The 16,921-nt window shown below is 59.7% G+C and carries 15 protein-coding genes; 6 read left to right on the top strand and 9 right to left on the bottom strand.

Features of this window, described 5'->3' with window-relative positions; translation table 11 throughout:
* Positions 1–80: 80 nt before the first annotated feature.
* From D3654_RS06810 to D3654_RS06820, 3 genes are all read left to right on the top strand, one after another.
* Entirely contained in the window at positions 81–1,499 is a 1,419-nt protein-coding gene (locus tag D3654_RS06810) for an MFS transporter (RefSeq protein ID WP_120520763.1), read from the top strand.
* A gap of 116 nt (positions 1,500–1,615) precedes the next feature.
* Positions 1,616–2,428, top strand: coding sequence for a sugar phosphate isomerase/epimerase family protein (locus D3654_RS06815; RefSeq protein WP_120520764.1), 813 nt, complete (start codon positions 1,616–1,618; stop codon positions 2,426–2,428).
* Between the two features lie 112 nt (positions 2,429–2,540).
* Positions 2,541–3,329: an SDR family NAD(P)-dependent oxidoreductase gene (locus D3654_RS06820; protein ID WP_120520765.1), complete on the top strand. Its 789-nt coding sequence runs from the start codon at positions 2,541–2,543 to the stop codon at positions 3,327–3,329.
* A gap of 833 nt (positions 3,330–4,162) precedes the next feature.
* On the opposite strand, the gene D3654_RS06830 is transcribed toward D3654_RS06820, so the two are convergent.
* From D3654_RS06830 to D3654_RS06855, 6 genes are all read right to left on the bottom strand, one after another.
* Positions 4,163–5,044 carry a sulfurtransferase gene (locus D3654_RS06830; RefSeq protein WP_120520767.1) on the bottom strand — a complete coding sequence of 294 codons (882 nt, stop codon included), beginning with the start codon at positions 5,042–5,044 and terminating at the stop codon, positions 4,163–4,165.
* Positions 5,045–5,125: 81 nt separating this feature from the next.
* The gene (locus tag D3654_RS06835; protein ID WP_205571748.1) at positions 5,126–5,743 is read right to left on the bottom strand and encodes a CGNR zinc finger domain-containing protein; all 618 of its coding nucleotides are present in this window, start codon (positions 5,741–5,743) and stop codon (positions 5,126–5,128) included.
* A 57-nt stretch (positions 5,744–5,800) separates the two neighbouring features.
* Entirely contained in the window at positions 5,801–6,589 is a 789-nt protein-coding gene (locus D3654_RS06840) for an enoyl-CoA hydratase/isomerase family protein (RefSeq protein WP_120520905.1), read from the bottom strand.
* Between the two features lie 54 nt (positions 6,590–6,643).
* The gene (locus tag D3654_RS06845; protein WP_162943654.1) at positions 6,644–7,849 is read right to left on the bottom strand and encodes an alpha/beta fold hydrolase; all 1,206 of its coding nucleotides are present in this window, start codon (positions 7,847–7,849) and stop codon (positions 6,644–6,646) included.
* 12 nt (positions 7,850–7,861) lie between these two features.
* On the bottom strand, positions 7,862–8,584 hold the full coding sequence (locus D3654_RS06850) for a flavin reductase family protein (protein ID WP_120520770.1): 723 nt from the start codon (positions 8,582–8,584) through the stop codon (positions 7,862–7,864).
* Positions 8,585–8,802: 218 nt separating this feature from the next.
* Positions 8,803–9,972 (bottom strand): thiolase family protein, encoded by a 1,170-nt coding sequence (locus D3654_RS06855; RefSeq protein ID WP_120520771.1) that lies wholly within the window; start codon positions 9,970–9,972, stop codon positions 8,803–8,805.
* A gap of 231 nt (positions 9,973–10,203) precedes the next feature.
* Between D3654_RS06855 and D3654_RS06860 the strand changes: the two genes are divergently transcribed.
* Genes D3654_RS06860 through D3654_RS06870 form a run of 3 tightly spaced genes read left to right on the top strand, consistent with a single transcriptional unit; the run spans position 10,204 to position 13,031 of the window.
* Positions 10,204–11,097 carry an alpha/beta hydrolase gene (locus D3654_RS06860; RefSeq protein ID WP_120520772.1) on the top strand — a complete coding sequence of 298 codons (894 nt, stop codon included), beginning with the start codon at positions 10,204–10,206 and terminating at the stop codon, positions 11,095–11,097.
* Between the two features lie 33 nt (positions 11,098–11,130).
* Positions 11,131–11,982: an MBL fold metallo-hydrolase gene (locus D3654_RS06865; protein ID WP_120520773.1), complete on the top strand. Its 852-nt coding sequence runs from the start codon at positions 11,131–11,133 to the stop codon at positions 11,980–11,982.
* Complete coding sequence (locus D3654_RS06870) at positions 11,952–13,031, top strand: TDT family transporter (RefSeq protein WP_245413123.1); 1,080 nt, start codon at positions 11,952–11,954, stop codon at positions 13,029–13,031. The genes D3654_RS06865 and D3654_RS06870 overlap by 31 nt, the downstream gene beginning before the upstream one ends.
* A gap of 474 nt (positions 13,032–13,505) precedes the next feature.
* Here D3654_RS06870 and D3654_RS06875 read toward each other — a convergent pair whose 3' ends face one another.
* The 3 genes from D3654_RS06875 to D3654_RS06885 form a co-directional block, all read right to left on the bottom strand.
* Positions 13,506–14,891: an MFS transporter gene (locus D3654_RS06875; protein ID WP_120520775.1), complete on the bottom strand. Its 1,386-nt coding sequence runs from the start codon at positions 14,889–14,891 to the stop codon at positions 13,506–13,508.
* 233 nt (positions 14,892–15,124) lie between these two features.
* Complete coding sequence (locus D3654_RS06880; protein ID WP_120520776.1) at positions 15,125–15,946, bottom strand: alpha/beta hydrolase; 822 nt, start codon at positions 15,944–15,946, stop codon at positions 15,125–15,127.
* 252 nt (positions 15,947–16,198) lie between these two features.
* Entirely contained in the window at positions 16,199–16,876 is a 678-nt protein-coding gene (locus D3654_RS06885) for a tautomerase family protein (RefSeq protein WP_245413135.1), read from the bottom strand.
* Between the last annotated feature and the right edge of the window lie 45 nt (positions 16,877–16,921).

A 16,921-nucleotide genomic window follows, 5' to 3' on the forward strand; every position in this document is an offset into this window, starting at 1 on the left:
AAAGGCGGCCGGCCCCGCACACCAGGTGCCAGATCCAGCACTATAACCACAGCGCTAAACGTGAAAACATGGAGAGTTCAATGAAGACCTCAAAAGAAGCAGTCGGCAGTCCCGACACTTCGGGGCGTCCCGAAACGTCCAAACATCCGCGCCGCACCCTCAACCTGATTGCAGGCACGATCGGCCACTTCGTCGAGTGGTACGACTGGTACATCTACGGCCTGCTCGCAGCGGTATTCTCGTCGCAGATATTCCCCAGCGACTCCGCGTTCGCATCCCTGATCGCCGCACTCCTGACATACGCCGTCGGGTTTGTTGTACGGCCTCTGAGCGGCATCATTATCTCGCCACTGGCTGATCGTTTTGGACGGCGGCTCATCCTGACTCTATCCGTCTCCGGGATGGCGCTCGGCTCACTCATCATCGGCCTTACGCCATCATTTGCGAGCATCGGCTATGCGGCACCCGTCCTCTTCCTGGTTGCCCGCGTCATCCAGGGCATTTCGGCGGGCAGCGAGGGCCAAAGTGCCATTGCGTTCATGGTCGAACACGCTCCAGCGAACAGGCGAGGCTTGTTCGGTTCCTTCACCAACATGGCAAGTGGCCTTGCAACCCTGGCAGCTACGGGCGCCGCAGCGATGGTGACGTCATCGTTCTCCACCGCCGATCTCGCCGCATGGGGATGGCGCATCCCCTTCGTTGTGGGCGGCTTCCTCGGCATTGTCGGCCTGATCCTGAGGGCCCGGGCTGAAGAAACCCCCGAATTCGAAGCAGAAGCCCTTGTCGACCAGAAGTCCGCTGCGGCGCGCCTGATGGATCTGCTTCGCGAGCACCCGAAGGCCCTGCTTCAGGCAGCTGCACTCTCCGCACCAGCCGTGGCCTACTACACCTGGGCCACCTTCCTCCCCACGTACGCCAAACTCACCAGCGGCCGGGACCTCTCGTCCACACTCGCCGGAAGCGTTATCGGGCTGGCCCTGCTCGTGGTTATCGTGCCGACATGCGGCGCACTCTCTGATCGACTCGGCCGGCGAAAAATCTTCCCAATCATCGGCGCCCTCGGCATGATCGTTCTCTTCTACCCCTTGCTCCTGCTCCTCAACCAACCGGGCTTCTGGGTGTACGTCCTGGTATCGGCCTCCGGGTGGGTAGTTCTCGGCATCTGGCAGTCGGTCTATCCGACCATCCAGGCCGAATTGTTCCCGGCCTCCGTCCGGGTATCAGGCATCGGCTTCGCGCATCAGATCGTTATTGCCGTCTTTGGTGGAACCGCACCTCTGATCGCTGCCGCATTTGTCGGAGCCGGGCAGCCGATGCTCGTCGCTGTCTACATGATCGTCGTCGTCGCATTGTGCCTCGTCGTGTACTTCACGCTGCCGGAGACCGGCAACCGCGGTGACCGTTCCACTGTGGCACTCGCAGACCCTGAGGTACTTGAAGGCGAACAGTTGGTTTCGGGCACGACGTCGATGGTCGACGTCTCCCGGCACTCCAAATAGACGGTCGGCTCGGAGTTGCGGCAGCTCGGCCGCAGCTCAAAATTTATCGTGCGTTATGAAGGGAAGCCTTTTTCTCCATGGCGCGGAATTGAGAGGACTTCTCCTACGTGAACAGCATGATTATCAATACGTTTTCATATCTTTGGTCAGCGACGGCGATCGATGCGATAGCCGAGCTTGTCGACAACGGCTACAAAACGTTCGAGGTTCCAGTCAGTTCTCCGCACTGCTGGCCGGATGAGTTAACAACCTCCGAACGCACGGCCGTCCAAGACAGGCTCAGCCGGTACGGTGCGAAAATACGGTCCTTGAACGCTGGCGGCTATGACATCAACCTGGCCAGCCCCGGGGCCAGCATGCGCCGCAAAAGTATTGATCACATCAAGTCGGTAATTGACTTGGCGGCCGCTTGGGACGTAACCGAGGTTGTGATCTCCCCCGGCACCCGCCGTCCTATGATCTCGCCCTCGCTCGAAAGCGTCCACGGATGGATGTATGAAAGCCTGGAAAGTCTCATCCCGGTGGCCAAGCAGGCCGGCACACGATTGCTCTTCGAAAACACCCCGTACTGCTTCACTCCCACAATCCAGGACTTGGCAGGTGTCGTCAGCACGATCAACGACGATTCCGTCAAGATCGTCTACGACGTCGCCAACGCCGCTTACATCGGAGAAGATCCCGTCGCTAGTCTGCGGGAGCATCACCAGGCCATCGGACTGGTGCACATTTCCGACACCGGCGTGGAAACTTGGGGTCACGACCCCATCGGCACGGGAGTCATCAACTGGACTGGGCTGGGCGACGCCGTCAAGGACACGTGCGGCGTCGGGAATGTCGTTCTGGAGATCATCCGTGAGGACAATCCGGTCCACGAATTTGCGAAAGCAATGCAGGACCTCAAGAACCACGGATGGGAACTGGAGAGTTAACTCCTCACGCCGAAAACCGGGCTCCACCAAGAATTTATTCGAGCATGGAAGAAACCAGCATTGTTGAGATCTGATTTTCAATGCGAAACAACCTGAAAGAGGAGTTTGTGTAATGAGGGCTTTGGTCAGTGGCGGAAGCAGCGGAATCGGCGCAGCAGCATCCCTGAGACTCGCGGAGGCAGCCCTTGCGCGCGGGGAGCAGCCAATGATTGCAGTCTGCGGACACGAATCAAACAGCAGCCAAGAGCAGGTTGTTCGTTCAATCCAGGCTATGGGAGGCACCGCCATCGCACTGGCGGGTGATCTCGGCGACCCCATCGTGCCAAGCCAGCTGGTCAAAGCTGCAGTTGCAGAATTCGGTGGCCTGGACGCGTTGGTAGCCAATGCCGGAATCGCCAACCCCGGACCCATATGCGACGTCTCCCTTGAAGACTGGGACGCAATGTTCTCCGTCAACCTGCGCGGCCCATGGCTTCTCGCCAAAGCAAGCTACCAGCACCTAAAGGACAGCCACGGCGCCGCCTGCTTCACCTCGTCAATGTCCGGTCAACAACCACACGCGGGATCCGGCGCCTACAGCCCAAGCAAGGCCGCACTGACAATGTTGGCCCAGACACTCGCATTGGAATGGGCACCCGACGGCATCCGCGTCAACGTAGTCTCCCCCGGCATGACCCACACTCGGATGACCGAAAAAATGTATGAAGATCCCAAAATCAAGAAGGCACGGGAGGAAATTATCCCGCTCGCAAGAATAGGAGATCCGATGGACATCGCCAACGTGATCGAATTTCTCGTAAGCCCACTGTCCGGCTACGTCACCGGTCAAGATATCTGCGTCGATGGCGGCTTCTCTAAGTCCATTCTTAGCCATATCCCCGGACGACCCAGCTCGAAATAACAGAACTGAAGGCCGGTCATGGGCCGCAGGACTACCTGCGGCCCATGACCTTCAGACGGCCGAATCGTCTCCAGAACAAGGATGGCACGCAAGGAGGTGCCGAAACTTATTCCGTCCAAGCTGGTGACTGACACGGGCTCGCGGGATACCGGCGTTCGCGAGGTGGCCGGCGGCGGAGCTTATTGATAGCCGTTCGAACTTCATTTAGCAAGAGACGAGGAGGCACCTTGTATATGGCAAAAAGCATTCTCGACGGCACCGAATGGACCGCCACAGAATTTGCGGGTCTCCTGCCCGAAGAGCAGAGAGCAAACCGTCAGGAGTTGGCATGCCTGTCTTGTAACGGACGCGCTGTGTTCCGAGCGGGACAGCAACGTCAGCCGTCGTTCGCAGCCCGACACCGGCAGGACTGCCGATTGGTTTCGAGGCCGTGGAGCGCCTTCAGATTCCTTGCAGAAGCAGGACGAGGTACTTAGCGTTCCGTACGCATGGTTCCGCAGATTGATCACCACACTTCGCCGGCCGTTTCGAGCACTGACGGCTTGTCATGGACACCATAACGAGTTTGAGCCTGGACTCGGAGGACTGTGCCTGGACCTTGCACCAGCCCGAGGACCGAATATCCAACATCGACCTTCTGAGATAGGCGCGAATGTCCCCGAAGGCAGCTATTTCTGCCGGAGGTTCGGCTTCACACGACTCCTACGGCTCCTTTCGCCTCCTGCCTAGCCGTCCCGGTGAGAGTTTCGGTGCCGAGGATGGAGGCCCTGGCGTAGACCGGCCATCTAAGCTCCGGCCGAGCAGTGGCTGAACCACTTACCCAAACAGGACCTTCAATGGCCTACAGCTATCGGAGCCCGTACGGCATTGCCCCACTCGGTCCATGAGCCGTCGTAGTTCCTCACCCTGTCCATGCCCAGCAGGAAAGTCAGGGCGAACCACGAATGGCTTGACCGCTCGCCAATGCGGCAGTAGGTGGTAACTTCATCGTCGGCTCGCAGGCCTACTTCATTGAAGTAGATCTCCTCGAGTTCCCTCCGCGGCCGGAACGTCCCGTCTTCGGAAACAGCCCGCGCCCACGGGACATTGCGAGCCCCAGGGATATGCCCGCCACGAAGGACCCCCTCCTGCGGGTAATCGGGAATTGAAGTCCGCTCACCCGTGTACTCCTCAGGGCTGCGGATGTCGATGAGCGATAGGCCGAGGTGTTTCTGGACGTCATCCTTGAACGCCCGGATGGACGAGTCATCGCGCATGACTACCGGATAGGACACTGCGGTCTTGGCGGCCGGCACCGACGTCTCAAGGGGACGCCCTTCAGAGATCCACGTTTCCCGCCCGCCGTCGAGCAAGCGGACGTCAGGATGGCCAAAGAGCCGGAACACCCACAGGGTATAGGCAGCCCACCAGTTGTGCTTGTCACCATAAATGACAACGGTGCTGTCCCGAGAAATACCCCTGGACGTCATAAGATTGGCAAATTCCCGCCCTGTCAAATAGTCGCGGATAACAGGATCGTTCAGATCTGTATGCCAATCAATTTTGACGGCCGACGGAATGTGGCCCAGTTCATAAAGAAGCGGATCCTCGTCAGACTCCACGATGACCAGTCTGTCATCGGCCATGTGCCGTACAAGCCATTCGGCCGTAACCAGCCTGTCAGAATGCGCGTACTCAGTGATTCGGGCGGAATGATTGGGAGGTAAAGCCTGCATTGAGGTCCTTAGTGGGGTTGGTAGCCCGGTGAACGAAAAGACCCCTTCTGCCCATTGTTCATGAACGAACAGAAATGGGAGTCAATTCACGAGCCTTGATTCAAGTTTTCGGGCCCGGTGTGCCCGGAGATTCGCCGGGTTTCCGCAGATTTTTACGTCATGCCACACGCCGCTGTTGTTGCGTGAGCGATCAAAGAACGCAACCCTGCATTTTTCGCTTCGGCACAGTTTGAGCCGGTGCCAGGTCCCTGCGAGTTGGGCCTGGAAAATCTCTGTCATTGTCAGGGATTCAATATGCCCGGCTCCGGCTCCCTGTGGTTCAGCCTGGATCTCGCCATTCGATTTGAGCCTCAGGGATGTGGCGGTCGTCCAGACTGTGGGCAATGCGTCGATGTCTGAATCAACGACGGCGTCAGGGTCGCCTCCGGCGTTTAGCGTGCTGGCAAGTTCGTCACGAAAGTACCGCAGGTGTTCCAGGTCGCGTTCCGTAAGTTTGACTTCGACATAACGCCGGCCGGTGGCCAGTGCCCACTGTTCCAGACCAGCATCCAGCCAATCCTGGGCAAGCCCGAGATCAAGCAACAAATCGGTCCTTCGAGGCTTTCCAGCGGATTTCGTGTTGAGCAGGTCATGCACAAAACCCAGCCCTCCAGGAGCACTTTCCATGTCATAGCGTTGCGTCGCGTTCCAGTCGCTCACTGCATCCCTCTCGCCGACTTCCAGGGCACCCCTGGCCATCTACCATGTTAAGTGCGATTAGCGGCCTTGAAATTCCAACACAGGCCGTGGCCGTCCTGCTTCCAGTGCCTCCACGGCCGATTTCAACCCGGCTTGGGTGTCTTCGCGATCAAACAACGGCATGGCAATATCGAACATCGCTTGGTCCGCCGCAGCGACGCCACCCAACGACCAGGTTCTCAGCAGTGCCTTGTGCGCAGCGTATGCCTGTGTGGCTCCGGTAGCGATCCGTTGGGCAAACGCCAAGACTTCTTCGGTGAGCTTGTCGACGGAAACGACGCGGTTCACGACTCCTGCACGGTTCATTTCCGAAGCGGATACTTTCTCCGAAGTCATCGCCCATTCTGCTGCCCGGGTCTTTCCTGCCCTTTCGGCGACCCGATAGATGCCACCCAACAGCGTAACGATGCCAAGAGTTTGCTCTGGATGCCCGAACTCCGCTGATTCTGCTGCGAAAATGAGGTCAGCTCGCAAGGCGAGTTCAAACCCTCCTCCAAAGCAAAGGCCCTGGACTTCGGCAATCACCGGCATTGGCAGCTGCTCCAACTGGTTGAAGACTGACATGTAGCGTTCAAACAAGGCACGCAACTCCCGCGTTTCCGCGCCCGGCCACGTCATAATGTCCCCTCCGAAGCTGAAGTCCGCGCCTTCAGCCCGAATAATCACCACACGGGCGTCGCTACTGCCTATGGCGGTTATGGCTTCGGAAAGTTCGTCCGCCATCTCAAGGTCGATTCGGTTCTGGGGCGGATTGTCCAGGACGATGGTGGCAGTCTGATTGTGGACCGAGAACGTAAGGTGGGTCATTGGCATAAGCCCTTTCGCTAGAAAGTAGTTGCGAACCAGCTGAATCCGAAGGAATCAGTCGGCGGAGTAGAAGCGGGATTCATCGCCCACGGACTTCCCGAGGCGTGTCCCCAGTTCAGCCGAAAACCGGAGCGCTGCGTCCAGCGGGCGATGGTGGATGGCGGCCGAGACGATCTGGCCGGCTTCGTCCTTGGTGAGGATAGTGACTCCGTTGATTTTGAGACCGCTGAACGCGGTGGCCTGCCATTCAAGGTAGGTGCGCAGCCCATTGACGGTTTGATGGGTGAACTCCAAGGATTCGTAAATAGAGCTGGCGGCGCTCATTACCGCTTTCACGTTCTCCCGGCCGGTGATCGGCGACCGGATGACGGACGCCTCAAGGACAACGTCGCGGTGGAAGGCCTCGCCAAAGTCGTCCGCGGATTTGCTGGCAAAGGCGTTTATCCAGCCTTGGACGCCTGCTTCATCAGAGGTAGTGGCAGAGGCTTCGGAAACTTCTTTGAGGAACCGACCGATGAGTCCGGCCACGTTCTGGGGCTGCTGGACGTGAGGCCAGTGGCCTGCCCCGCTGAGTACTTCCTCCTTCACATACTGGAAGCGCGGGGCAACCGCTGAAGACACAAGTTCAGCGGTGGCGAAACCGTCCGCTTCACCGCGGATTATTAATACAGGTGAGCCAAATTCGCTCTTCTCAGGGGCGTCCGGGATCCCCTCGTTCCAGCAGTCAACGAGGTGGGTCACCACTTCCGGGCGGATGCGGCTACCTATATGGGTGAGCTTGTCCAGCCGGGCTTCGTTCAGCCCGCCGCCCAGATACATTCGAACCCCGCGCTGTGCTTCTACGTCCCCACCGAGCTGCCGGAAGGAGGTGACAGCTTCCTCAGGAAGGTGCGTCCCGCCCAAGGGAACAGGCGTAACAAATACTGCGCCCAGCACCTTGTCTGGATGGCGAACACCCACGAGTTCGGCCACGAGCGTTCCCATGCTTTGCGCGACGAGCACGACGGGCCTTTCCAGACCCGCCACGACGCGAGCGACGTCGTCGGCATATCGCACCAGGCTGTACGGGCCTTCGTCCCCGCTCCGGTCCCCCATCCCCGCGAGGTCCAGCCTCAAAAACTGGGCGTTTGCCGAGGCGAGTTCGGAGACGACGTCGTCCCAGACACTCTGGTCATCCAGGAAACCGTGGATGAAAAGCACGGCCACGTCGCCGCTGCCAGTGGTTGTCAACGACGGGTCTTGCTTCTGCAACTGCTCCATTACAGTGCTCATCTACTGCTCCTTGGTGAGGGTCGAGCCGGATGGGGACCAGGCTGCTGTGTTGATGGGTGACCAGTCATTCGGCTGACCGTCCAGCCGTGCCATGCGTTGTTTGTGCTTGGCCTTGAGGAGTTCGTCCTCAAGGGGTGTGGTGAACACGTTTTCAACCAGGGTGTACTCAGCCGCCAACCGCCCGACGGCGGTAACTGCTGCCGTATCAATCCGGCCTCGTTCCAGGTAAAGCTCGTCTTTGACGTGGAAACGGACAACTTCGCCCCAGACCACGTGATCGTTCATCTCGCCCACAGGGATGATGCGGTTAACGATGCATTCCATTGCGATGGGGGCGTCTTTGATCCTGGGCGCGGACACGGCTTGTGAAGCCTCTTTTTCAAGCCCCACTGCCTCAAACTCGTCGACACCCGAGGGAAATTCGAAGGCCGAGGAGTGCAGGGCGTGTGCCTGTGGAAGCGTCGCCACGTTGACCACAAAGTTTCCCGTTTCGCGAATGTTGACGAACGTGTCCTTGAGGGTCTTGCCGTCTGAGCGGGGCTGCAGCGAGATGGACACCATGGGCGGCTTTCGTCCCACCGCCGTGAAGAAGGAAATGGGCGCAAGATTGGCCACCCCTTCGGGAGAGACGGTGCTCACCCAGGCGATAGCCCTGGGAATGATGCTTCCGATGAGGAGTTTGTAGGAGTCGACGGCGTCGAGATCCGCACTATTGATGATCATGGAGAGCCTTTATCTTTCCTCGTCAGTGTGGGGGCGTTCCTGTTGAAGAAACGCGACCTGAGGCTGCATCGGCGCGGCCTGCGGTGGTGGGAAGTTTTGGAGCCTAGTGAAAGTCGGCTGAAGTAAGCTTATCTGCTTTACCTATTTCAGACAATAGTGTTGATTCAGAATTCCAAAACGCGCTAAATGGTGCAACCGGCCGCGAGCAGGGCCGGCAGCTATCGCTCCAGAACGACGGCAAGCCCCTGACCGACGCCGATGCAAATGGCAGCAACGCCTACACCGGCTCCACGACGTTTCAGCTCGCGCGCCAGGTGTATAAGAATGCGGGACCCGGACGCCCCCAACGGGTGGCCCAGCGCCAACGCTCCACCATGGATATTCACCTTCTCCGGGTCCAGGTCAGGCCAAAGCCGGAGGCACGCCAAACTTTGGGCGGCGAACGCTTCGTTGAGCTCCACGACGTCCACGTCTGCCCAGGTTTTCCCTGCCCGCGCCAAGGCCTGATTGGCAGCCTCCACAGGCGCAATGCCGAAAATGTTTGGATCGTTGCCAGCCACCCCGCGTGAAACGATGCGAGCCAGAGGTTCCGTTTCCAGGGCACCTTCACGGCCGATGAGCATGGCCGCCGCCCCATCATTGAGCGGCGAGGAATTGCCCGCCGTTACCGAGCCACCGTCACGGAACGCCGGCTCCAGCCCAGCCAGGGCCACCTCGGAGGTGCTGGGTCGAACGCCCTCGTCGGTGCGGAGCGCCGAATCCGGATGGGGCACAACTTCGTCGTCGTAGATGCCCTCGGACCATGCCCTGGCAGCCAAGCTATGGCTTCTCACGGCAAACTGGTCCTGCTCGGTCCTTGATATGCCAAACTTGTCGGCCAGGATTTCAGCCGTCTCGCCATTGGAGATAGTCCAGGCCTCGTTCATCCGGGGGTTGACCATACGCCAGCCCAGCGTCGAACTGTGCAGGGTTTCAGGGCCGGCCGGGTACGCCCGCTCGGGTTTTGCCAGGATCCAGGGCGCCCTGCTCATCGATTCAACGCCCCCGGCAACAATCAGCTCCGCATCCCCGATTTCCACGGCACGGCTTGCCTGGATGGCAGCCTCAAGTCCGGAGCCGCACAGTCGATTGACCGTGACGCCAGGTACCGACGTCGGAAGCCCGGCGAGCAGCGCAGCCATGCGTGCCACATTGCGGTTATCCTCTCCAGCGCCATTGGCGTTGCCCAGGATCACCTCGTCAATCCTGTCCGCGTCCAGCCCGGGCTGCCTGTCCAACACTTCGCGGACCACATGGGAGGCCAAATCGTCGGGGCGAACGCTGGCCAATGACTTACCGAATTTTCCGAAGGGGGTACGGATCCCGTCGTAGATGAAGCTGCTTGCCATGCTTCTGCCTTTCGTCGTGCATTGGTGAAGAAATCTGGGGTGGGCGGCCGGCTCGCGACCGTGACAGGAGCATACGCGAAAAACTCGTTGCAGGACAGAGCCTAAAGCTGTACGCTTATTTCACATCTTTACCCCCTTCAACCACACGTCACAAATTCCCGCGGCGCGCGGCGTTGCTCCCGCGGTTTCACCCTGCCCGTCCGGGGGGCACTGGAAAGAAAAGAGAGACTCATGGCAGAACGACTGGATGTTGAATTCACGGCCGATGGGGGCATCACGCTCCGCGCTTGGCTCTACATCCCGGATGGGCCAGGGCCCCATCCCGCCATCACCATGGCCCACGGCTATGCCGGCACACGCGCCCACGGGCTCGCGGCCTATGCCTCCCGCTTTGCCGACAACGGGTTTGTGGTCCTGGTCCACGACCACCGGAATTTCGGCGCCAGCGAGGGAGAAATCCGTCACGACATCAATCCATGGCAGCAGATCAAGGACTGGCGTCGTGCGGTGACCTACCTCGAGGGCAGGCCTGAAGTAGACGCGTCCCGCATAGGCTTGTGGGGGTCCAGCTACTCCGGCGGGCACGCCCTGGTTCTGGGAGCAACGGAACAGCGGCTCAAAGCAGTCGTATCCCAAGTGCCCGCGATCAACGGCCATGTGGCCGGTTCCCGCCGCGCCCTAGGCGACGCCAGAACGGCGCTGGAACAGTCCTTCGTCGACGACGAACGGGACCAGGCTGCTGGTAAGGCACCCAGGATGATCGCAGTGGTGAGCAGCGATCCAGCCCAGCCGGCAGCGTACCGGCTTCCCTCCGCCCTGCGCTTCTACACGCAGCCCGGCCCGGAACAATACGGCTGGGACAACACCGTCACCTTGCAATCCACCCGGGCAGCGCGCCTCTACGAACCGGGAGTCTGGGCGTCAAGGGTGTCCCCGAAGCCGCTGCTCTTCATCGTGGCCGCTGACGATGAACTGACTGGCACGGACTTGGCCCTCGAAGCCTACGAACAGGCCCAGGAGCCCAAATCGCTCGTGATGCTTCCGGGAGGGCACTTCGAGCCTTACGTAGAAAACTTCGAAGAATCAAGCTCTGCCGCCCTCGATTGGTTCTTGCTGCACCTCTAAACCACCACAAACTTCAGGGAAGTGACGCATATTATGGAACCCACAACCGAGCTGGTTTACGACGTATTTGTCTCCGGCACCCTGCCTCAAACAGGACGAGGGACACTTCCCAACGGTGACCCCCGCATCTGGTCCCCGCTGTCCTCCACGCTGATCTCCGGACAGGAGAACGCGGTGCTGGTTGACCCTCCGATGACGGTTGACCAGACAACGAGGGTCGGGGACTGGATCGAAGCCTCAGGGAAGACACTTAGCCACATCTACATCACCCACGGCCACGGCGACCACTGGTTCGGCGCAGGTCCCTTGGTCGAACGGTTTCCGGGGGTCACGGTACTGGCAACCCCGGGCACGCTCCAGGAAATGGCCATGCACGGCTCCTCGGAGTTCCGTTCCTCCTTCTGGGACTCGATCTTCCCGGACCAGATTCCGCCCACCACAACAGTGACTCAGCCAGTGGACAATGGCTCGTTTGAACTGGAGGGCAATGAACTGCAGATCATTGAAGTGGGCCATACCGACACCGACAACACCACCATGCTCTTCGTTCCCGCCATCGGGCTTCTGGTAGCCGGGGACGCCGTCTATAACGGGGTCCACCCCTACCTGACCGAGTCCCAGGACGGGGGTCTCGAAGCCTGGATGCGGGCGATTGATATCGCTGAGAGCCTGGAGCCGAAGTTCGTTGTGGCCGGGCACAAGAATCCCGCATTGCCCGATCTGCCCGGACAGATCCAGGAGACCCGAAGGTACCTTTTGGACGCATCAAAGCTCCTGGCCGAGGAACCGACGCCGGAGGAGTTCTTCTCCGCAATGCTTGCCCTTCATCCTGACCGGATAAACCCCGGTGCGTTGTGGGGTGCGGCCATGAAACTGCTCAGTTGACCAGCAGACAGGCGCCCACGATAGGGAGCGTTGCGACGGCTTCGGAAGCGCGGTTGCCCGGTCTCGTCACTGAACCACCGCCTCCCCAGCGTGAACCTCCTGCAAAGCCTCCGACGCACCCCTTCAACCTGTTCGCCATTCCCCTGGGCATCGCGGGGCTGGGAGGCGCCTGGCAGGCGGGCCGCTTGACGCTTCACGCCCCTGCGTGGCCAGCGGAGGTCTTTTACGGGGTCAGTGCCGGCATCTGGTCCGTCCTGCTTCTCCGGTACCTGGCAAACAGTTTCCGATACGGGTCCAAGGGACACTTCGACAAAGAACTGCGACACCCCGGAAACGGCCCGTCTGTATCCTTCATTCCCCTGGTGGGCATCCTCCTGAGCAGTCACTACATCGAATACAACAAGGTGTTCTGGTCCGTGCTGTGCCTGTGCTTCGTCATCGGTCTCACGCTGCTCGGAGCAAGACTCCTGGCCCAATGGGTGACCGGCGGAGTGACCCTGGAATGGGTCCACCCGGGTTACCTGCTTCCCGTTGCCGCAGGTCCCTTCATCGCCAGCATCGGCTTCTCCACCATGGGTTGGCCCCAAGCGGCGATCGCTGCGTGGGGAACCGGCGCTTTTTTCTGGCTGGTGATTGGAACGGTGGTGACGGTGCGCTTCATGGCGGGGATTCAGATGCCGGACGAGTTGAAGCCCGTCCTGGCCGCGTATGTGGCCGCCCCCGCAACGGCCTGCGTCGCCTGGATAGTCATCCGCCCGGAGGGTGCCGGAATCATCCAGACAGGACTCACGGGGATCCTCCTCATGATGATTTTGATGCAGGTCGTTCTGATTCCCCAGTACGCCAGACTGCCGTTTTCGCTGACGTTCTGGATCTTCACCTTTCCGGTGTCAACGTCGGCGAACTATGGCATCAAGTGGCTCAGGACCGTCGACGTCGCCGGCTCGGAACTCATTTCCTGGGGCCTCTTGGGCGTTGCTACGGCCTTTGTTCTTGGTACCGGAATACGGACGCTCATCTACGGTTCGCCAGCCAAGAAGCCGCGCTGACGCTTCCGCGCGGCCGTAACAGCAAGTCCGCGCGGAGGCGCCCAACTGGATGTTCGACGTCGGGCCCTTGAGTTGTGGGAAACGATTGCGGCGTGCAGGGGCGGCAAGGAAGGACCTTCGGGTGGAGTGGGACTTGTAGAGAGTCCAGCTCCACTCGGAGGTCCTTTCCGCGTTCAGGGTACTCGTCAGCGGGGCATGACTGCGGCACGGGATAAATCGACCCCGGGCAGCTTTTGGTTCCGGGACGCCATTCGCTCTCCCGTCGGCACGTGCCGGAGGCGCTGCCCGCGAACTACGCCTGGAGGCGTGACAGTCCCCCCGCCCGGAAGTCACCGAACCTTCCCCTCCTGTTGAACCGGCAAACAGTCGAGCCACCTTGCTCCGGAGCAGGAGCAAGGTGGCTCGAATTGGTATGCAGGGTCGCTGCCGACAGGTAACCCGGTGACGATCAGCGTCCGTAGATGCAGCCCCTTCTTATGAGTCGGAACGTGAACGGCGGGTGCTCATCGCCTTGACTGTCCCCACGGCCGCGGCTCCCGCCAGGAGCGGAATAGCCAGGGCGAAGAAGATCTGGTCCACGCCCCATCCCGCACCCAGCATCACGCCACCCAACAGACCGCTGACGATGGAGCCGGCCTTGCCGAAGCTGTGCATCCATGACACGCCGGTTGCGCGGGCTTCAGTGGGGAAAACCGATGTGCTCAGTGCGTTCATGCCGCTGTTGGCACCCACCAGCACAACGCCGATGGTGAAGCCCAGAACAAGCAGCAGGGGCAAGGTCAGGTTGACGGATGCAAGGATCCAAGCCGCTACAGCGGCCAGCGTGAAAGCGGCACCGAGGGATACATATTTGCCCAGCTTCTCCATGGCAAAACCGATAGCCAAGGCTCCGATCACACCACCGATGCCGAACATGGACACCACATTGCCGGTACCTGCGGCGTCGATATTGAGCTGCTTGACGATCAGCGGCAGGTAGTTAAGGAACATATAAACCACTGCGGCGCAGATGAAGTAGCAAAGCCAGATGAGCAGCGATACCACCACAAGTTTCTTGGACAGTACCGCCCTTACACCTCCAACCGGCTTTGCGGCGCCAGCCTGCGGTGCGCCCATCAGATCCACTGTGCTCATGTCAAAGCCGGGGATAACGGCACTCAGTACCTTCGTCACGTTTTCAGTCCGGCCTCCCCTTCGAATCATAAACACCGTTGATTCCGGAAGGCCCCACACCAGTGCGGGCAGGAGAATCAATGCCAGGACTGTTCCGGTTCCGAGCAGCCACTGCCAGCCCAGGGTGGGAAGAATGGTGGATGCCAGGAAGCCGGTGATGACTGTCCCCAACGGGAAACCGGTGAACGTGATGGCCACAATGGCGGCCTTACGCTTTTCAGGCGCGAACTCGGCAACGAGCGTGATGACCAGGGGCATCACAGCTCCGAGGAACAAGCATGCCACCACCCGGAAGATTCCCAACGTGAGGTCGTTTTGTGCCAGGGCACCGCCTAAGGTGGCCAGCCCGAATCCTGCCGTGCCTACGATAATCGGGAGCCTTCGGCCGATCTGGTCCGATAGCGGGCCGGCAACCATTGAACCGACGGTGAGGCCCACAACTCCCAGCGTCACCATGGTGGTGACTGTTGCCAGGGAGGTAGCCCACTGGGTGACTATTTGTGGGTAAATGAATCCCCACAGGCCGATTTCAACTCCTTCCAGGGTCATGGTCAGGAACCCGAGCAGGATGATTACGCGTCTCCTGTTGCCAAGTGGCGCTTCATTGAGTATTTCCTGAACGGTCAAACGGGAGGATCCCGGGGTCCTGAGGCTGGTCATCTTTGACGCCTCGTTGGCAATTGCCATGTAGTTCGCCTTTCTAATGCACGCCGTCGTTGGCGTGCGTGAGCTGATGCGAAGCTCGTAGTGCTCGTGGATCGGGGCACGCAGTCTTCCGTGGGAGATTACCGTCTAGGTTGTTCACTTGCGCCGTGCTCATGGCAACCGAACCCTAAAGTGTGATCGGGGACACAAGATGAACTCTGCGATTGAAAGAAGCTTAGGCTATACGACTCTTTCAAGCAATGGTTTTTCGGTACTCAATCTGCTGGCCTTACCGTCCGGGAGACGGCTTCGACCCGCTGCGCCTTCAGCCAGTCACTGATCACACTCCAGGACTCTTCCCAGCCGCCGTCGAGCATCATGTCATGTCCGATCCCGGCGAGTTCCCGCACATCGGCGCCGTAGCGCCGCGCGGTTACGCGCGCTGACCGCACTGGCACCATTCGGTCGTGCTTGCTGTAAACGGACAGAAGTGGATATTCAGACTTCATCCTCGCCGGAAGGTGGAAAAGCAGTTGGTACTGGACCCAGGGCGACTCGCCGCAAAGGGATCGGGAAATCTCCCCCGCCTCTTCAGTGCCCATTCGCTCGAACAACATGTCCGGCGGCAGCCGAATGCTTCGACCCGCGAGAAACCGCATCGCTTGCCAGGGATGGCTTCTCAGCACCGAAAAAACCGTCCCGAAGGCCGGACCGGAAGTGATGGAGCCAACAAGGACGCCCGCGCTCACCTTCGCCGGCTGCAGCGCCAACACGCGCTGCACCAGCAGGCCACCGAGCGAGTGACCAACTAAGACGAGCTCATCAGCATCGACAGCCTCGACCGCGCGAAGGACGTCTTCAACATAATCCTTCAGCCGCGCCGAACGGAGGCTTCCTCCGCTGCCGCCGTGACCCCTGAGCGAGACCGCGTACGCCGCATAGCCATCCTCGGAGGCTGCGTGCATCCAGTTGTGCCAGCACGTGGCGTCATGGCCGAGGCCATGCACAAAAAGAAAAGCAGAACGGGGTCGGATCCCGCCCGGAGGGCCGGACGCGAGAATCTCGAGTTGAACATTGCTACCGGGGTTAAACATCATCGTTTCCACAGCAGCTGAACCTATCAGAGAGTGACAGAAGTAACAATAGTTTGCTTATGTCTACGGGCATCCTGCCGGGCCATGGCATGCTCAGCACCATTTCATCAGCGACATCCGCAATATCGCACCTATCTGGTTCTTCCCTGCCGCAAGCAAAAATGCTCGACCGGGAACCCGGCCGAGCATTTTGCCTGAACTGTTAGTGATTCCCGAGCAGGCGATGTTGCAGGAACCTGCTTGGAAATCGGCTGCTCAGTAATAGGGAACGGGACGGTTTTCTTTGCGCCAGAGCTCTTCGAACTCGGACCATCCAGGTGGCGGAACGAGGCCTTGAACCCGCCAAAGGTCTTCAGGAGTTTCGTCGACGTGAATCTCCCAGTCGTAGCCGCGCTCTTTTACGAACGGCACAAGGACCTCCTCTACCTTCTCGTGGAAGTCTGCCCGGATCTGTTCCGAGGTCAAGCTTCCGAGGGCGATTCCGTTGACCATCGTTTTCTTGTGCGTGTGGTGCTCGATGTAGTCAACTGTTTTACGGGCAATGTGGTCAAGGCGGATTCGTATGAAATTGTTCGCCGCTTCGCCTCCGACGTAGATGCTGTTGCGGGGCATCTCGTGAAAGACGACGACGACGTAAAACTTCGGCAGATCGACCAAATCGTAGTAGATCGACGTTATTCCTTGAGTCAACGCCTCCTTGTCCTCATCGGTAAAAGCGTCCTCGGGTGTGTAAATCTCCCAGAATGGCATTCCAGGCTCCTCCTTCTCCTTTGTAGGTGTTGCATGGGTGACCGTGGACCCCGTCGCAGGCTTAGCAGCGCTGCAATCGTGATCTTCATCACCGTAGAGCCGCTCGTGACTGCCGGATTGGGACCAGGGCGTCAAGGTGATGTACAACTGCGCCTCGTTGTACGGTGCGCGGTTCAGGCGCACTCCGGCCAAGTCCAGTTGCGTGGTTTAACGCGGAGGCTGCGTGAT

The sequence above is a fragment of the Arthrobacter celericrescens genome, assembly GCF_003614925.1.
GTDB classification, from domain to species: domain Bacteria; phylum Actinomycetota; class Actinomycetes; order Actinomycetales; family Micrococcaceae; genus Arthrobacter; species Arthrobacter celericrescens.

Excerpts from the sequence above, each read along its gene's own strand:
- D3654_RS06880 (WP_120520776.1), bottom strand. The coding sequence starts at position 15,946 with ATGATGTTTAACCCCGGTAGCAATGTTCAACTCGAGATTCTCGCGTCC.
- D3654_RS06830 (WP_120520767.1), bottom strand. The coding sequence starts at position 5,044 with ATGCAGGCTTTACCTCCCAATCATTCCGCCCGAATCACTGAGTACGCG.
- D3654_RS06845 (WP_162943654.1), bottom strand. The coding sequence starts at position 7,849 with ATGGAGCAGTTGCAGAAGCAAGACCCGTCGTTGACAACCACTGGCAGC.
- D3654_RS06810 (WP_120520763.1), top strand. The coding sequence starts at position 81 with ATGAAGACCTCAAAAGAAGCAGTCGGCAGTCCCGACACTTCGGGGCGT.
- D3654_RS06865 (WP_120520773.1), top strand. The coding sequence starts at position 11,131 with ATGGAACCCACAACCGAGCTGGTTTACGACGTATTTGTCTCCGGCACC.
- D3654_RS06815 (WP_120520764.1), top strand. The coding sequence starts at position 1,616 with ATGATTATCAATACGTTTTCATATCTTTGGTCAGCGACGGCGATCGAT.
- D3654_RS06875 (WP_120520775.1), bottom strand. The coding sequence starts at position 14,891 with ATGGCAATTGCCAACGAGGCGTCAAAGATGACCAGCCTCAGGACCCCG.
- D3654_RS06820 (WP_120520765.1), top strand. The coding sequence starts at position 2,541 with ATGAGGGCTTTGGTCAGTGGCGGAAGCAGCGGAATCGGCGCAGCAGCA.
- D3654_RS06840 (WP_120520905.1), bottom strand. The coding sequence starts at position 6,589 with ATGACCCACCTTACGTTCTCGGTCCACAATCAGACTGCCACCATCGTC.
- D3654_RS06860 (WP_120520772.1), top strand. The coding sequence starts at position 10,204 with ATGGCAGAACGACTGGATGTTGAATTCACGGCCGATGGGGGCATCACG.
- D3654_RS06855 (WP_120520771.1), bottom strand. The coding sequence starts at position 9,972 with ATGGCAAGCAGCTTCATCTACGACGGGATCCGTACCCCCTTCGGAAAA.
- D3654_RS06850 (WP_120520770.1), bottom strand. The coding sequence starts at position 8,584 with ATGATCATCAATAGTGCGGATCTCGACGCCGTCGACTCCTACAAACTC.